Annotated in this window: 15 protein-coding genes; 11 read left to right on the forward strand and 4 right to left on the reverse strand. The window is 63.5% G+C overall.

Annotated elements, in window-relative coordinates; all coding sequences use genetic code 11:
* The first annotated feature begins 114 nt into the window (after positions 1–114).
* The 8 genes from YU3_RS0100450 (at position 115) to rhmD (ending at position 8,465) form a co-directional block, all read left to right on the forward strand.
* The gene (locus tag YU3_RS0100450) at positions 115–1,242 is read left to right on the forward strand and encodes a mandelate racemase/muconate lactonizing enzyme family protein (protein ID WP_245273381.1); all 1,128 of its coding nucleotides are present in this window, start codon (positions 115–117) and stop codon (positions 1,240–1,242) included.
* 352 nt (positions 1,243–1,594) lie between these two features.
* Positions 1,595–2,776, forward strand: a complete 1,182-nt coding sequence (locus YU3_RS0100460; RefSeq protein ID WP_027164371.1) for a sugar ABC transporter substrate-binding protein — start codon at positions 1,595–1,597, stop codon at positions 2,774–2,776.
* A 68-nt stretch (positions 2,777–2,844) separates the two neighbouring features.
* On the forward strand, positions 2,845–4,353 hold the full coding sequence (locus YU3_RS0100465; RefSeq protein WP_027164372.1) for a sugar ABC transporter ATP-binding protein: 1,509 nt from the start codon (positions 2,845–2,847) through the stop codon (positions 4,351–4,353).
* Positions 4,354–4,370: 17 nt separating this feature from the next.
* The gene (locus YU3_RS0100470) at positions 4,371–5,375 is read left to right on the forward strand and encodes an ABC transporter permease (protein ID WP_027164373.1); all 1,005 of its coding nucleotides are present in this window, start codon (positions 4,371–4,373) and stop codon (positions 5,373–5,375) included.
* Between the two features lie 7 nt (positions 5,376–5,382).
* Entirely contained in the window at positions 5,383–6,123 is a 741-nt protein-coding gene (locus YU3_RS35800; RefSeq protein ID WP_051333802.1) for a FadR/GntR family transcriptional regulator, read from the forward strand.
* An 11-nt stretch (positions 6,124–6,134) separates the two neighbouring features.
* Complete coding sequence (locus YU3_RS0100480; protein WP_027164374.1) at positions 6,135–6,917, forward strand: glucose 1-dehydrogenase; 783 nt, start codon at positions 6,135–6,137, stop codon at positions 6,915–6,917.
* A 12-nt stretch (positions 6,918–6,929) separates the two neighbouring features.
* Complete coding sequence (rhaM, locus tag YU3_RS0100485) at positions 6,930–7,247, forward strand: L-rhamnose mutarotase (protein WP_027164375.1); 318 nt, start codon at positions 6,930–6,932, stop codon at positions 7,245–7,247.
* 21 nt (positions 7,248–7,268) lie between these two features.
* Positions 7,269–8,465, forward strand: coding sequence for an L-rhamnonate dehydratase (rhmD, locus tag YU3_RS0100490; RefSeq protein ID WP_027164376.1), 1,197 nt, complete (start codon positions 7,269–7,271; stop codon positions 8,463–8,465).
* A 248-nt stretch (positions 8,466–8,713) separates the two neighbouring features.
* Here the strand turns inward: rhmD and YU3_RS0100495 are convergent, their stop codons facing one another.
* From YU3_RS0100495 to YU3_RS0100510, 4 genes are read right to left on the reverse strand one after another with little or no spacing between them, the layout of a single operon-like run.
* Positions 8,714–9,415, reverse strand: a complete 702-nt coding sequence (locus YU3_RS0100495) for an RraA family protein (RefSeq protein ID WP_036257591.1) — start codon at positions 9,413–9,415, stop codon at positions 8,714–8,716.
* Positions 9,415–10,530 (reverse strand): mannonate dehydratase, encoded by a 1,116-nt coding sequence (locus YU3_RS0100500; protein ID WP_027164378.1) that lies wholly within the window; start codon positions 10,528–10,530, stop codon positions 9,415–9,417. The genes YU3_RS0100495 and YU3_RS0100500 overlap by 1 nt, the downstream gene beginning before the upstream one ends.
* A 4-nt stretch (positions 10,531–10,534) precedes the next feature.
* Positions 10,535–11,320, reverse strand: coding sequence for an SDR family oxidoreductase (locus YU3_RS0100505; protein WP_027164379.1), 786 nt, complete (start codon positions 11,318–11,320; stop codon positions 10,535–10,537).
* Between the two features lie 16 nt (positions 11,321–11,336).
* Positions 11,337–12,071: an FCD domain-containing protein gene (locus tag YU3_RS0100510; protein ID WP_051333803.1), complete on the reverse strand. Its 735-nt coding sequence runs from the start codon at positions 12,069–12,071 to the stop codon at positions 11,337–11,339.
* 187 nt (positions 12,072–12,258) lie between these two features.
* Here YU3_RS0100510 and uxuA point away from each other — a divergent pair, with 187 nt between their 5' ends.
* From uxuA to YU3_RS0100525, 3 genes are all read left to right on the forward strand, one after another.
* Positions 12,259–13,443 carry a mannonate dehydratase gene (gene uxuA, locus YU3_RS0100515; protein WP_027164381.1) on the forward strand — a complete coding sequence of 395 codons (1,185 nt, stop codon included), beginning with the start codon at positions 12,259–12,261 and terminating at the stop codon, positions 13,441–13,443.
* Between the two features lie 110 nt (positions 13,444–13,553).
* Complete coding sequence (locus tag YU3_RS0100520) at positions 13,554–14,696, forward strand: extracellular solute-binding protein (protein WP_027164382.1); 1,143 nt, start codon at positions 13,554–13,556, stop codon at positions 14,694–14,696.
* Complete coding sequence (locus YU3_RS0100525; RefSeq protein WP_027164383.1) at positions 14,696–15,547, forward strand: IclR family transcriptional regulator; 852 nt, start codon at positions 14,696–14,698, stop codon at positions 15,545–15,547. The genes YU3_RS0100520 and YU3_RS0100525 overlap by 1 nt, the downstream gene beginning before the upstream one ends.
* The last annotated feature ends 9 nt before the right edge of the window (positions 15,548–15,556 follow it).

Consider the following 15,556-nt stretch of genomic DNA (forward strand, 5'->3'; position numbering starts at 1 on the left):
CTTTATCAAAAATGGCCAAGTGGCCTGACCACTTCTTGACGTAACAGTCCGGCCGGTGTTAGTCAACGTCGCAACAAAGGCTACCGGCGGCGCTTTCTTGCGGAGGAAATTTCCATGCGGCTCGGCCCGATCCGAACCTATGTCATCCGTTATTCCGACACCAACGATCACGGCAATTGGCGGCAGACCGTGCTGGTGCGCGTGGAGACCACGGATGGCGCCGTTGGCTGGGGCGAAGGCATCGCCATGTGGCCGGAGGCCTGCTGGGCGACCAAGCTTTTGATCGACGGCGGCTTTGGTCCGTTGCTGCAGCAGGCCGGTGAACTCACCATCGAGGAAGCCTGGACCATGATGCGCAAGCATGCCTGGTGGTACGGCGAGGGCGGTGTCGCCTGCTTTGCCTATTCCGCGCTCGACATGGCGCTGTGGGACATCCAGGGCAAGCTCGAAGGCAAGCCGGTCTACGAACTGCTCGGCGGCAAAAAGCACGACAGCCTGCCGGCCTATGCCTGCAACCACGTCAACAAGGCGACGAACGCGTTGAACATTGCCGAAGTGGTTGGCTTCAAGGAGCACGGTTTTTCGGGCTGCAAGCTCGGTTTTGCCAAGCGCGGCCTTTCCGACATCGGCAAGGATCCGGACAACGACGTCGCCTTCGTCGCCGCCTTGCGTGCCGCTCTTGGCGATACCTTCGACATCGTCGTCGATGCTGGCAACGGCGTGGATTGGGATCGCGATACCGGCATCAGCACGGCGCGCCGCATGGCCGAGCACAATATCGGCTGGCTCGAGGAGCCGTTCTATCCAACCCGGATCGAGGACTATCGCGCCCTGAAGAACGCGCTGCCTCGGCTGCCGATCGGCACCGGCGAGCGCGAGTTCACCGTGTCGGGCTACAAGCGGCTGATCGAGACCGGGACGGTGGACATTCTTGGCGTCGATCCGGCGCGCTCGGAAGGCATTACCGGGTTCCGCAAGATCGACGATCTCTGCGGCGCGGCCGGTATCACTATCAACGCACATGCCTGGAGCACGGCAATCCTCACGGCGGCGAGCCTGCATCTGTCGATCGCCTCGCCGAATGCCCGGCTGATCGAGCTGAAGCCGTTCCGCGTCTCGGTCCAGACAGAACTGGTCGACAAGCCGATCTGGCACGAGGACGGCGTGGTGCATGCGCCCGGCGGACCAGGCCTCGGCATCGAGGTAGACGAGAAAATGGTCGAGAGGCTGGTGTTGCGTTAACACGCCGATCTCAGCTCCACATCGAACAGTTTGGCGACCAGCCGTAGCGCTTCGACCCAATGCCCTGGAGCCATGACGCCGTGACGCGTCGGACCTCGCTCGGCCCATGCATTGACGAAGCCGCGCAGCCCTGGCGGAAAGCGGACACGGCAATTGGTGTTGCGCGATGATGCCGATGCGCGGCCTTGCCGTGAGCGACAAGAACTCCTCCCTCGAATTTTTCAACGGCTACCACTTCGCAACTTGACTGACAAGTTGCGAAGTGACATTTTGCCCTCACCGTGAGAGCGCCGGCAGAGGAGCTGTCCGGCAACAACGGGCGGCGGTCGCCGCATTTGGGAGGATTATCGATATGAAAGCATTCGCCAGGGCGCTCGCGCTTGGCGTGGCAGCGAGCGTGTTGTTTGGCGCCGCTGCCTTCGCCGAAGATTTCCACGGCTTCGATTCCGCCAATTATGACGGCAAGCGCCTCAGCGCCGAGCAGTATGCGGCGATGGTCAAGGACGCCACCGCGGTGAAACCGCCGCGCAATGGCAAGAAATATGTCATCGGTTTCGCCAATCTGCAGCGCGACATCACCTTTGGTGTCGTGGTGGAGAAGTCGATCCAGGCGAATGCCGATCTCGCCGGCGTCGACCTTTTGGTCGCCGACAACCGTCTCGACGGACCGACCGCGCTCGCCAACGCCCAGAGCTTCGTCCAGCGCCAGGTCGACTACGTCATCGAATTCCAGACCGACAGCAATTTCGGCCAGACCGTGATGAACGTCTTCAACGACGACGGCGTCAAGGTCGTCGCCATCGACATTCCGATGCCGGGCTCCACCTTCTTCGGCGCCAACAATCCGAAATCGGGCTACATGTCCGGGTCTTATCTCGGCCAGGCGGCGATCGCCAAATTCGGCAAGGACAAGGCGATGCAGGGCTATTTCGTCGTCGGTGAGCTGCCGCAGTCCGGCTCCATCCCCAAAATGCGCACCGAAGGCCAGGTCAACGGCTTCCTCTCCGCGCTGCCGGAATTCGACAAGACCAAGATGCTGCGCATCGACACCAAGAACACGCAGCAGGAATCCTTCGCGCAGATGACCAATGTGCTTGGACGCATTCCCGATGGCGTGCCGATCATGATCACCGCCATCAACGACCAATCGGCGATCGGCATGCTGCGCGCCGTGCAGCAAGCGGGCCGCCAAGCCGACGTCGTGGTCGTCGGCAATGGCGCCGACGAAACCAAGGCGCTGAGCGAAGAGCCCGACCTGGTCGCCGCGACCGGCTATTTCCCGGAAAATTACGGCAACTATCTGATCCCGATCGCGCTCTCCTCGCTCGCCGGCAAGACCTTGCCGCCGGCCGTGCTGGTCAACCACGTGATGATCAACAAGGCCAATCTCTGTCAGTATTACGCCGACTATAAATGTGCCGATAAGGCCGACTTCGAGTACACTTTCCCGCAGGAGGCGTTCTCGGCCTATCTGACCGAGCTGCGCAAGGAGGATTTCCTGAAAGGTTTTGAGGACCTCGTTCCAGCCAAGTAATCGAGCGACCGGGGCGCGCCATCCGGCGTCGCCCCGGCGCATCAATCTACCCAACATCCTTGGTGGCAATGGCCAACAATCGCATCCTGGACATGAATGGCATCGGCAAGGCATTCGGCGGCGTGCCAGTGCTTGCCGACGTGCACTTCCACCTCGATGCCGGTGAAGTGGTCGCACTGCTCGGCGCCAACGGTGCCGGAAAGTCGACCTTGATGAAGATCCTGTCCGGCAATTACAGCCGCGACGCTGGAACCATTGCGGTCAACGGCCGCGATCACGATCTCAAATCGCCCGCCGATGCATTGGCGCTCGGTATCCGCATGCTGCCGCAGGAACTGTCGGTATTCCCCGACCTCACGGTCGCTGAAAACATCATGATCGGCGCGCTGCCCAAGAACGGCATGCATGTCGACCGCCGCGCCATGGAGGTGCGGGCGACAGCACTTCTCGAGCGCATGGGCCTCGACGGGTTGTCGCCGCGTACCCGCATGGGCGCGCTGTCGCATCACGTGCAGCGCATCGTCGAGATCGCCCGTGCCATGAACGGCGAGGCGCGCGTCCTGATCATGGACGAGCCGACCGCCTCGCTTGCCGCCGACGAGGTGCAGATGCTGTTCGGCATCATCCGCCGGCTGCGGGCCGACGGCATCTCGATCATCTACATCTCGCACTATCTCAAGGAGGTGTTTGCCGTTTCCGGACGCATTGCCGTGCTGCGCGACGGCCGCAACGCCGGCGATTTCACCACCGCGAACACCAATGTCGATGAAGTGCTGCATGCCATTATCGGCAACCGCGTTGGCGATCTCTATCCGGCATTCTCGGCCAATGCGGCATCCGCCGCCGATGTCGTGAGGGTCGAAGGGCTGAGCGTCGAAGGCTGGCTGCGCGGGGTCGACTTCACCGTGCGGGGCGGCTCCATCACGGGAGTGCACGGCTTGATCGGTTCCGGCGTGGAAATGATCGGACGGGCACTATTTGGCGCAGCACCCCGAACGCGCGTCAGGCGTGTCGAGATCGACGGCAAACCCTATCAGGTCTCTACCCCCGGCAAGGCGGTGGAAGCAGGGCTCGGCCTCGTTGCCGCCGAGCGCAAGCGCGAGGGCATCGTCGCTATGCTGTCCCTGCGCGAGAACATGTCGCTCGCCAACATGCCGCTGTTCACCAAGGGGGTGTCGGTCGACCGCAAGAAAGAGGCGACCACCACCGCCGAGTGGATCCGGCGGCTCTCGATCCGCGCCCGCAATGCCGAACAGCCGATCGGCACGCTTTCCGGCGGCAACCAGCAAAAGGTCTGCCTGGCGCGCTGGCTGCTTGGCGACCTCAAGGTGCTCATTCTCGAGGAGCCGACGCGCGGCGTCGATGTCGGCGCACGCCAGGAGATCTATCGCCAGATTCGCCAGCTCGCCGATGGCGGCCTTGGCATTCTGCTGATCTCTTCGGATGCCGAGGAGGTCGCCGGCCTTGCCGACCGTTCCATCGCGCTGGCGTCGGGGCGGGTCACCGAAGTTTTCGAACAGCCGACGGAAGCGTCGGCGCTGATGAGCGCGGCAAGCAAGTCCGCCGCCGCGGCCTGATTTTGCAGGAGCCTCGCATGTCCCAGACCACCGTCAGCACCGCGCCAACGCCGGCAGTCCGCAATCGGCCGAAAAACCTGCTCGGCCATGCCTGGGCCGGCGTCGCGATGCTGCTCGCCTTCTATCTCATCCTGGTGGCTATCTTCACGGTGCTGTCGCCGTTCTTCCTGACAGTCAAGAATCTGCTTTCGATCGGCTCCAATATGGCTTTCATCGGCCTGATGGCGGCGGCCGGCACGCCGTTGATCATCGCTGGCGGCCTCGATCTCTCGGTGGCGGCGGTGGCCGGCATTTCCGGCGTCATCGTCGCCATGTGCTATGCGGCCGGCATCGACATCTGGATCGCCTGCCTGGTCGCCATCCTCGCGGGCGGATTGATCGGCGCCGGCAATGGCGCGCTGACCAACGGCCTCAAGCTCAACCCCTTCATCGTCACCTTGGGCACCATGTCGATCATCACCGGTGCTTCGCTGGTGCTCACCGGCGGCCTGACACAGCCCTTGATGATCCCTGGTTTCAACTGGATCGGCTCGGGCAAGATCGGCGGTTCGGGCGGCATTCCGGTGCCGCTCATCATCATGCTGGTGGTTTACTTCCTGGCGTGGTGGGCGATGGCCTTCACGCCATTCGGCCGCTACATCTACGCCTCCGGCGGCAATCCGGAGGCCTCGCGCATGCTCGGCATTCCGGTCGACCGCACCCAGATCCTGCTCTATGTGGCCTCCGGGCTCGCCGGCGCACTGGCGGGCGTCATCGTCGCGGCGATGCTTGGCGCTGCGGCGCCGGATTCGGTCGGCAAGCATCTGCTCACCGTCATCGCGGCGATCATCCTTGGCGGCACATCGCTGTTCGGCGGTCGCGGCTCGGTGTGGGGCACGCTGCTTGCGGTGCTGATCCTCGGCACGCTGAACAACGGCCTCACCCTTCTCAATGTCTCGAGCTTCTGGCAGGACGTCACCAAGGGAGCGGTTCTGCTGCTCGCCGTGGGTCTCGACCAGTTGCGCGTCCGCTCCCAAGCTTGAGGGTAAAATGGGTCCACTCGACAAACTGCAGCCGATCGACATTACGCCTTCCGCCTCGGAGAAAGTGGCGGAGCGGCTGATGGGGCTGATCGCGTCCGGCAACATCGCCCCCGGCGACAAGCTGCCAAGTGAAAACGAGCTCGCCAAGGCCCTGCATGTCTCGCGGCCCGTGGTGCGTGAAGCGCTGCGCGGCATGACGATGATGGGGGTCGTGCAGACGCGGCAGGGCGGCGGCTCCTACGTCACCGACCTGAAGCCCAACCGGCTGATGGCGCCGCTCTCCTTCGTGCTGAGCCTCCAGGACTACAGCCTGGAAAGCCTGTTCACCGCCCGAACCGTCATCGACGGCGGCCTCGCCGCGGAGGCGGCGCGCAATGTCACGGCCGCGCAGCTCGAACGCTTCGCCGAACTGGTCGAGGTGGCCTATCGAACCGTTGGAGATGCGGTGGCGTTTCGCGTCGCCGATGTCGAGTTCCACGAGCTGATCGGCACCGCGGCCAACAACGCCTTTCTCGATCAGGTCTCGCGCTCGCTCTACAGCCTCGCCGTCGACCAGCGCAGGAAGGCGTCCGAAATACCGGGCGTGCTCGACCAGTCGGCCAGGGATCACGACGCCATCGTCAGCGCTCTCGTGGCGCGCGACTCCAAGGCAGCCGAGGCGGCGATGGCTGCACACGTCGCGCATATCCGCAAGACGACGCTCGACGTGCTCGCCGGCGCCGATCCGATCCCGTTCCGTATTCGCTAGGGCCGGCGATCATGCTGCTTGAGGGAAAACGCGCGATCGTCACTGGCGGCTCCCGAGGCATCGGCCGCGGCATCGCGGTCGAGTTCGCACGGCAGGGCGCGGACGTGGTCATCAATTATTTCGGTGGCGCGGATATCGCGTTCGCGCGCGATTCCGCGGCCGACGAGACCGTCGCCGAGATCGAGGCGCTGGGCCGCAAAGCCATCGCCATCGAAGGAAACATCGCCGAGCCCGCGGTCAGCGCGGAACTGGTGCGGGTGGCGGTGGATGCGTTCGGCGGCGTCGATATTCTTGCCTCCAATGCAGGCATCTGCCCGTTCCACACATTCCTCGACATGCCGCCCGACCTGTTGCGGCATGTGGTCGACGTCAACCTGAACGGCGCCTTCTTTGCCGTGCAGGCCGCGGCCAACCGCATGAAGGATCAAGGCAGCGGCGGCGCCATTGTCGCTACGTCGTCGATTTCGGCGCTGGTGGGCGGGGCCATGCAGTCTCATTACACGCCGACCAAGGCCGGCGTTCATTCGCTGATGCAGTCGGTGGCCATCGCGCTTGGTCCCTATGGCATCCGCTGCAATTCCGTGATGCCGGGCGCCATCGCCACCGACATCAACAAGGACGACTGGTCCGACCCGCAGAAGCGCGCTTATCTCGACAAGCGGATCCCGCTCGGCCGCTTCGGCGAAGCATCCGACGTCGCCAAGGTCGTGGCCTTCCTGGCGTCGGACATGGCGTCCTATGTCACGGGAGCCGCGTTGCTCGTCGATGGCGGGCTCTACGTCAACCTGCAATAGGGGAGAACGCGAATGGCCGAGCGCATCGCTTTTCGCATGAAGGTTCATCCGGGCCGCATCGCCGAATACAAGAAGCGGCACGACGAGATCTGGCCCGAACTGACGCAGGCTCTGCGCGATGCCGGCGTCTCCGACTATTCGATCTGGCACGATCCCGAAACCGACTTTCTGTTCGCCACGCTGATACGGGCCGAAGACCACACGATGGCCGCGCTGCCGCGCACCGAGATCAACCGGCGCTGGTGGAAATTCATGGCCGACATCATGGACTACAATGACGACGGCACGCCTCATGTCGTCGAACTCGCGCAAGTCTTCCATCAGAACTAGAAGGCGTAGCTGGACCCCGTCATGCCGAATTTCACCATCAAGGATGTGCGCGTCTTTCTCGTCGAGAGCGAGGGAGATGGCGGCGACTACTTCCAGCAGGGCAAGGGCCATTGGCTGATCGACACGCTGATCGCCAATCCGATGTCGGGTCACCAGCAATACAAGGCATCGCGTTCCTCCTGGGGGATCGGCGTGATGGGCTCGATCGTCGTCGAACTCGAAACCGAGGCCGGCGTCACCGGCGTCGCCACCGGGTTCGGTGGCTATCCCGCCGCCTGGCTGGTCAAGCATCATTTTTCGCGTTTTCTGGTCGGCGAGGACGCGCGCAACATCGCCAGGATGTGGGACCAGATGTTCCGAGCCTCGATGCCCTATGGCCGCAAGGGCCTGCCGATCGCCACCATCTCGGTAGTCGACCTGGCGCTGTGGGATTTGCTGGGCAAGCTTCGCGACGAGCCGGTGTACAATCTGATCGGTGGCAAATGCCACGACGAGATCGCCTTCTACTGCACCGGCCCGGCGCCCGACGCGATCAAGGAGCTCGGTTTCTGGGGTGCCAAGGTGCCGCTGCCGCACAGCCATTTCGACGGCGAGGGCGGCCTCCTCCAGAACGTCGCCTATCTCGCGGCCCAGCGCGAGAAGGTCGGCGCCGGTTACCCGCTGATGGTCGATTGCTACATGTCGCTCACTGTCCCTTACGCCATCCGCCTGGCCGAGGCAGCCAAGCATCTCGGTATCTTCTGGTGGGAGGAAGTGCTGCACCCCGACGATGTCGATGGGTTCCGGCTGCTGAAGCAGGCGCACCCGACGCTGAAATGGACGACCGGCGAACACGAATACACGCGCTACGGTTTCCGCGAGCTGATCAAGGAGCGAACTGTCGATATCCTGCAGCCTGATGTCATGTGGGCCGGTGGGCTGACAGCACTTTTACAGATCGCCGCGCATGCCGCGGCCTATGACATCCCCCTCATCCCGCACGGCTCCGGCCCTTATTCCTACCATTTCATCGCCAGCCAGCCGGCCGAACCGCTCTGCGAATATGTGGCGGCCAGCCCCGATGGGCGCTCGATTCGGCCGGTGTTTGGAAGGTTGTTTTCTGGCGAGGAACTGCCACAAAATGGCCGGCTGAAGATAGGCGACAAGCCTGGGTTTGGCATGGAAATCGCGGATAGGTCACTGCTGAAGCCTGTGCCCGACACCGCATTCCAACACTAGAGCGGTTCAGCGTTTCACGGAATCGCAGAACCGCTCTAAGCATTTGTTTTTACGCAATTCCGGACGGAAAACCGTTACACACTTTTCCTGGAATTGCTCTATTAGCTGCCTGACGAAACCGTTGATTTCGCCTCTCTGGTGAACAGACGGGAGACGAGCGGTGCCGCTGGCGATGCCGGCGGCATCTTGCTCACAAGTAGCCGGACGATATCAAGCAGCGGAATGCCGAGGATTTCGGCCGCGACCTGTCACATGATGCCAAATGTCCTGTAGGCGTCCACCGCGCTCATCCCCTCGCGGATCGCCTTGGCGACGCGTTTTTCTCCGCGGACTTTTTCGAGGGCCAGGCGCACCACTTCTTCCTCGGCTTGGCTGGGGATAACAAGCACACCTTCCTTGTCGCCGAACAGCAGCGTGCCCGGCTCGATGCGGACGCCGCCGATCTCGAGCGCGCAGCGGTAGTCGATGACCTTGCCGCGTACGCCCTGGTCCTGCGCGTAGTAGCCGGTGCAGAAGCAGGGAAACCCCAGCGCCTTGATGCCGTCCGTGTCGCGGGCGAAGCCGTCGACCAGCGCGCCATGCGCGCCGAGGATCTTTGCCCGCGTCGACATCAGCTCGCCCCATAGCGCATAGCGGGGCGAGGCGCCGCTGGCGACGTAGATTTCGCCGGGCTTCAAATCGTCCAGCGCCTCGAACATCAGCCCGAACGGCTTGGCCATCAGCGGATTCTGCGTCGGCCCGTCGGACGGAAAGATGTCGGTTTCCAGCACCGGCATCGCCCGACCGAGCAACCGCGTGGTTTCGTCGACCGGCTTGAACACCGGCGGCAGGAACTGGTGCTGCAGCCCCAGCGTATCCATCACGTCGCCGACCACGGCGACGAAGAGCTCGTCTTGGAACAGGCGGTACATTTTGGCGTCGTCGGCATAGAGGCGCGTCGATCTGGTCATCAGGCTTCCATCCGGATGTCGGTGGATTGAACGGTACGGGAAGGTCCCAGCGACGCGGCATTCTGGACCAGCGCGCGCATATAGCCGAGCGCAAAGGCCTTGCCCGCATGCCAGGGCGCATCGCACGACATCTCCGGCGTATGGTCGGGGATGATGACGCCGTCATAGTTTTCGTCGCGCAGGATACGGACGATCTCGGCCATGTCGATGTCGCCGTCGTCGACGAAGGTCTCGTGATAGTTCGGCACCTTGCCGCGTATGTTGCGGAAATGGATGTAGCCGATCCGCTTTCGTCGGGCGAAGCGCCGGACATGCCCGTAAATCTCGTTGGTGCCCGGCATCTCCTGCAGCGAGCCGAGGCAGAGTTCCAGGCCGTTGGACGGCGAATCGACGATACCCATCAGCCGGTCGTATTTCTCCGGCCGGTTGACGAGCCGTGCAGTGCCGCGCAATGCTTCGGCCGGCGGATCGTCGGGGTGCGCGGCGAGCACCACGCCGGCTTCTTCGGCCACCGGTACAATCTCGCGCAGGAAGACGCCGAGCCGCTGCCAAAGCTCATCGCCGCTGACCGTCACCGGTTCGGCGCCCGGCCGGCCGGCGCGGTAGCGCATGTTCCAGACGACGCCGTCGGGCAGCGGCAGGTCGGGATCGATGGCGGAGAGATCGAGCCCAACCGACATGGCCTCGCCACGCGCGAAGGGTCCGCGCGACCAGCCCCAGACGCCGGCAATGGAGAAGTTGTAGCCAATGCACGGAATGCCGGCGCGCCCGGCATCGCGGACCAGGCGCTTCAACCCTTCGATCTGCTTGGCCCTGTCGGGGCCGTCAAGCAAAACATCGGACCAGAAACGGGGCGAAAAATTCTCGATCGCGGCGATTTCCAGACCGCTGCCGCGCACGGTCTTCACCAGGTCCGCGAAATCCTCGTAACTCCACAGCGCGTCGGTGGAGCAGTCGCCCCAGCCTTCCTTCTCGCTGCCGGCGGACAGCGACGGGTCGCGCCCGCGAAAATAATTGGTGAGGTGGGCAACGATGTGGGTGGCGCCAGCCTGACGGGCAAAGCGGAAATTGTCGGGCGTCAGCGATTCCCGATAAAGGCCAAGACCGATCTTCATGGTTCTACTTCACGCCGATGCCGGCGGTCAGGCCGCCATCTATTTTGTAATCCGCGCCGGTGCAGAAACCGGCCTTGGAGGAGCACAGAAAGGCGATGAGCTCCGCCACTTCCTCCGGTTCGCCGATGCGGCCAAGCGGATGGGCCGCGCCGAAGCGCCTGTAGGCTTCCTCGACGTCGGCATCGCTGCCGTTTTCACCACGCGCGGCTTTCTCGAGGATCGGCGTACGGATCGAGCCCGGGCTGACCGAATTGACCCGGATGCCGGCCGCCGCATAGTCGAGCGCCAGCGAGCGCGTCAGCGTGTGGATGGCGCCCTTGGTGGTGGCATAGGCGGCGACATTCTGCTGGCAGGCGAAGCCCTGGACCGAGGCGACGTTGACGATGGCGCCGCCACCGCGGCGGATGATTTCGGGAATACCGAAATGCGCCGTCAGGTAGATCGAGCCGACATTGACCGACATCGCCTTGTTCCAGGTCTCGAAATCGGTACTGGTAGCGGTTCCGTACGGATGGACCGCCGCCGAATTGACGATCAAATCGAGGCCGCCGAAGCGCGCGACGCCGGCCGCGACGGCGTCGCGGACCTGGTCCGGCACGGAGACGTCGGTGTCCATGACCAGCGCCGCGGCACCGGCGCTTTCCAGTCCCGCTCTCATCGCCGCATTAGCGGCACGGTCGATACCGCAGGCGATGATCGCTGCACCTCCAGCCGCGAGGCGCATAGCGGTTGCGAGACCGATTCCGGTCGTCCCGGTAACCAGGGCGACCTTGCCGTCGAAATCCTTCATTGGGGAACTCCCTCAGTCACGTGTCGGAAGCCGGCTCTTCCGGGAGGAATCGCAGGGCGAAATCGAGATGGCGGCTCACCAGATAGGCATAGGCCAGCCGGTCGCGGGCGCGCAGCGCGGCAATGATCTCGCCATGCGCGGCGCGGGTGTCGGCCAGCACCGGACGCATTTCCTTGCCGATGGTCATGATCCGCAGGATCACGGGGGAAAGGAAGGAATACATGTCCGTCAGCACGCGATTGTTCGCCAGCCCGATCAGCGCCATGTGAAAATTGAAATCGTTCTCGGCGGCTTCCTCGATAGAGCGGCTGGTCACGATCCGGGCATTGATCTCATCGAGCGCCTCGATCTGCTCGCTTGAGGCATTGAGCACGATGTGGTCGCCGATGCCGACTTCGATAATGCGCCTGAAACCCTGGATGTCGGCGAAGGACGAACGCGAGACATCCATGTGGGCAGCGAAGAAATTCTGGATGGCGATGCTCTGCCCGTTGGCAAGCACGGCGCCGACGCGCGGCTTCGGCTCGATAAGTCCGTAGGTGCGTATGGTGCGCAGCGCCTCGCGCACCGTGTTGCGGCTGGCACCGGTGATCTCGCTCAGCTCGCGTTCGGTCGGCAGCACATCGCCTACAATCAGCTGCCGCGCGCGGATGAGGTCGAGTATCCGCCCGGCCGCTGTATCAACCGCGGACCTGCCGGGGTCGCGGCGGCCGACGGCGTTGTCGCGCACGGCCTGAGAGTCTTCCGACATCGATCCTCCTCAATTGTTGGACCAGAATATCGCAAGGTTTGGGGAAAACAACCGGTTTCGGTGTTCTCCAGCGATTTCGTGACCAGTTTATCGGAAATAAGCCACTTGCGGACGTGCCAAAATTTTATTTGACTCTCATTGTGGTCCAACAATAAGTTTGCCGCCTCTCGCAGAGGAAAACGAAAAAATGGAACAGTGTTGGCGCTGGTATGGCCCGGACGATCCGGTGACTCTCGATCACGTCAAGCAGGCGGGTGCGACCGGCGTCGTTTCGGCGCTGCACGATATCTATGACGGTCGTGCCTGGCCGCTGGAAAGCATCCTGGAGCGCAAGCGGATCATCGAGGCGGCGGGGCTGACCTGGTCAGTCGTCGAGAGCATTCCCGTCCACAACTCGATCAAGATCGGCTCGCCGGAACGGGTCCGCTATGTCGGCTTCTACAAGGACACGATTCGTGCGCTGGCGAAGGCCGGCATTGCGACGATCTGCTACAATTTCATGCCTGTGGTCGACTGGACCCGAACGGATCTGGCTTACCGCCTTCCGACGACGGGTTATGCGTTGCGCTTCGATGCGATCGATTTTGCGGCTTACGACTTGTTCGTGCTGAAGCGTCGCAATGCCGAGGCAAGCTACAGTTCCGCCCGCATCGCCGAGGCGGAATCGCGGCTGAAGGAACTAGGCGACGACAAGATCGACAGGATCGAGCGCAACCTCATTGCCGGCCTGCCGGCGACCGAGCGCAGCTACAACCGCGACAGCTTTCGCGAGGCCTTGGCCGAATACGATGCGATCGGGCCGAAGGAATTGCGCGACAACCTCGCCTGGTTCCTGCGCGAGATCATTCCAGTGGCCGAGGAAGTCGGCGCGCGCATGTGCATCCATCCCGACGATCCGCCCTTTTCGCTCTACGGCCTGCCGCGCATCGTTTCGACCGCCGAGGATGCGCGCTTCATCCTCGATGCCGTCGACAGTCCGGCCAACGGCCTGACGTTCTGCACCGGCTCCTACGGCACGCGCGCCGACAACGACATTGTCGCCATGGTCAAGGAATTCGCCGACCGCATCCATTTCGTCCATCTGCGCAACATCACCATCGAGGCTGACGGCTCGTTCCACGAGGCCGAGCATCTCGAGGGCGGCACTGACATGGCGCATGTCATCCTTGCCCTGATGCGGGAGGAGGCGCGCCGTCGCAAGGAAGGTCGCGCCGACTGGCGCATTCCGATGCGGCCCGATCACGGACATCTGCTCGCCGACGACATCGGCAAGACCAGGATCAATCCCGGCTACTCGTTGATCGGCCGGCTGAAGGGCCTCGCCGAACTGCGCGGCATCATGCGGGCCGTCGAGCGGTTTGGGCTGGCTTGAGGCCGCGGCGGGGCCTTTTGCGTATGTAAAAACTATTTGCTCAGGTAAAAATACCTGCTACTGGTTTGCGGGCCGGGTGCATGCCCGGTTCCAGGGAGGAATTGCCGGATATGACAAGACTGCGCGGTCTTGCGTGGGATCATCGACGTTGCTGGGGTCCGCTTGACGCCAGCGTCGGGCCGTATCGCGCGGCCAATCCGGGCCTGGAAATCGAATGGGACCGCCGCAGCCTCTATGAATTCGGCGAAGGCGCGCTCGGTCCGGTGCTTGGCGCTTACGATCTGGTCGTGTTCGACCATCCCTTCATCGGCGACATCGCGCAGGACGAGCTGATGGTGCCGTTCGATGCCTATCTTTCGGCGGAGCAAATCCGCCTGTTCGAACAGGATTCGGTCGGTCCGTCCTGGCGGTCCTACGAGAAGAACGGGCGCCAGTGGGCATTGCCGATCGATGCCGCCTGTCACGTCGCCTCCTATCGTCCGGACCTTCTGCAGCGCTATGGGGCGGTGCCGCGCACGCATGAAGAGGTCGTCGAGCTCGGCCGGCTCGCGCGCAAGGACGGCAAGTGGCTCGGCCTGCCTTTCGTGCCGACGGACGCCATGTGCATGCTCCTGACGCTCGGCCATCCGCAGGAAGACGGCGAGCAATTCATCGCCCGGGAAAAGGTTGAACTCGCCATCGCGCAATTGCGCGAGCTTGCGGCGCTATCGCATCCCAACTCGTCCAAATGGAATCCGATCCGCTGCTACGACCACATGGTCGCGCATGACGATGTGGTCTATGTGCCGTTCGCCTTCGGCTATGTGAACTACGCCGCGAAAACCGACAGTCCGTATCTACGCTTCGCCGACGTGCCGACACCGGGTTCGGCCGGCGCCTTGCTCGGCGGCGCCGGCATCGGCGTCAGCGCCCAGTCGAAGCATAAGCAAGCGGCCATCGACTACGCGCTGTTCCTGTGCTCGTCCGACTATCAGCGCGGCGGCTATGTGAGATCGGGCGGCCAGCCGGGATCGCTGGCGGCCTGGAAGGACGCCGAGGTCAATCGTTTCTCCGGCGACTTCTTCTCCTCGACGCTGCGCACGATCGGTTCGTCCTATCTGCGCCCGACTCATCCGGGCTTCATCGCCTTCTTCCGCGAATGCGCCCCGCGCACGGCCGCTGCCATCGCCGGCGAGATCGCGGCCGCCGAGCTGGCCGAGCACGTGAACCGCCTCTACCGCCAAAACAGGCAACCGGAACGGAGCGTCGTGTGATGGCTGCCGGCATTGCCGAAATGCTCGACGAAGGCGAAAGCGGCCGCAACGGCTATCGGGTGCCGGCTGTGGAGAAGGCGCTCGACGTCCTGGAGTTCATGGCCTCCAGCGCCGAAACGCTAACGCAAACCGAGATCGCGACCGGGCTCGGCCGGTCCATCCACGAAATCTATCGCATCCTGCTCCTGCTGGAGAAGCGCGGCTACATCTTCCGCACGCAATCGGACCGCTTCCGGCTGTCGCTGAAACTGTTCGAGCTGGCGCATATGCACCCGCCGGTGAACCGCCTGGTCGAATGCGCGCTGCCGGTGATGCGCGAATTGACCGCCAATGCCGATCAGAGCTGTCACCTGGTGGTGCGCGAGGGGCAGAACGCGCTGGTGGTGCTGCAGATCGATTCACCGCTGCCGATGCGCTACTCGGTTGCGCTGGGATCGCATTTCCCGATCCTCGAGACCAGTTCCGGTGCTGTGCTGCTCGCCCACTCGAACCGGGCCGAGCGCGACCGCATCGTCGAGCGGATCGTAGCCGCCGGCGAAGGACAGGGAACGCGCGAGGAAATCGAGGCGCGGCTGAACGAGGTGGCGCGGCTCGGCTATGAGATGCGCGCGTCTTTGGCCGTCGAGGCCTGCACCAACATCTCCATGCCGGTGCGCGATCATACCGGCGCCGTCATTGCCGCGCTCACGGTGCCGCTGCTGCCGCAGAAGGCCGCGCGCTTCGACCGCGAAACCGTCTTCGAACGTGCCCGGGCCGCCGCCGAGAAGATATCGGCAGCACTCGGCTGGGGCGAAGCCAACAGTTCTTCACGTGCCGACCCGGAACGGCGGGACTACCCGTTCAGCGACTGACATAAACGA

It is taken from the genome of Mesorhizobium sp. WSM3224, from assembly GCF_000427725.1.
Taxonomy (GTDB): domain Bacteria; phylum Pseudomonadota; class Alphaproteobacteria; order Rhizobiales; family Rhizobiaceae; genus Mesorhizobium.

Bases quoted from the DNA above. Each gene is read 5' to 3' on its own strand.
- YU3_RS0100450 (WP_245273381.1), top strand. From the start codon at position 115: ATGCGGCTCGGCCCGATCCGAACCTATGTCATCCGTTATTCCGACACC.
- YU3_RS0100460 (WP_027164371.1), top strand. From the start codon at position 1,595: ATGAAAGCATTCGCCAGGGCGCTCGCGCTTGGCGTGGCAGCGAGCGTG.
- YU3_RS0100465 (WP_027164372.1), top strand. From the start codon at position 2,845: ATGGCCAACAATCGCATCCTGGACATGAATGGCATCGGCAAGGCATTC.
- YU3_RS0100470 (WP_027164373.1), top strand. From the start codon at position 4,371: ATGTCCCAGACCACCGTCAGCACCGCGCCAACGCCGGCAGTCCGCAAT.
- YU3_RS35800 (WP_051333802.1), top strand. From the start codon at position 5,383: ATGGGTCCACTCGACAAACTGCAGCCGATCGACATTACGCCTTCCGCC.
- YU3_RS0100480 (WP_027164374.1), top strand. From the start codon at position 6,135: ATGCTGCTTGAGGGAAAACGCGCGATCGTCACTGGCGGCTCCCGAGGC.
- rhaM (WP_027164375.1), top strand. From the start codon at position 6,930: ATGGCCGAGCGCATCGCTTTTCGCATGAAGGTTCATCCGGGCCGCATC.
- rhmD (WP_027164376.1), top strand. From the start codon at position 7,269: ATGCCGAATTTCACCATCAAGGATGTGCGCGTCTTTCTCGTCGAGAGC.
- YU3_RS0100495 (WP_036257591.1), bottom strand. From the start codon at position 9,415: ATGACCAGATCGACGCGCCTCTATGCCGACGACGCCAAAATGTACCGC.
- YU3_RS0100500 (WP_027164378.1), bottom strand. From the start codon at position 10,530: ATGAAGATCGGTCTTGGCCTTTATCGGGAATCGCTGACGCCCGACAAT.
- YU3_RS0100505 (WP_027164379.1), bottom strand. From the start codon at position 11,320: ATGAAGGATTTCGACGGCAAGGTCGCCCTGGTTACCGGGACGACCGGA.
- YU3_RS0100510 (WP_051333803.1), bottom strand. From the start codon at position 12,071: ATGTCGGAAGACTCTCAGGCCGTGCGCGACAACGCCGTCGGCCGCCGC.
- uxuA (WP_027164381.1), top strand. From the start codon at position 12,259: ATGGAACAGTGTTGGCGCTGGTATGGCCCGGACGATCCGGTGACTCTC.
- YU3_RS0100520 (WP_027164382.1), top strand. From the start codon at position 13,554: ATGACAAGACTGCGCGGTCTTGCGTGGGATCATCGACGTTGCTGGGGT.
- YU3_RS0100525 (WP_027164383.1), top strand. From the start codon at position 14,696: ATGGCTGCCGGCATTGCCGAAATGCTCGACGAAGGCGAAAGCGGCCGC.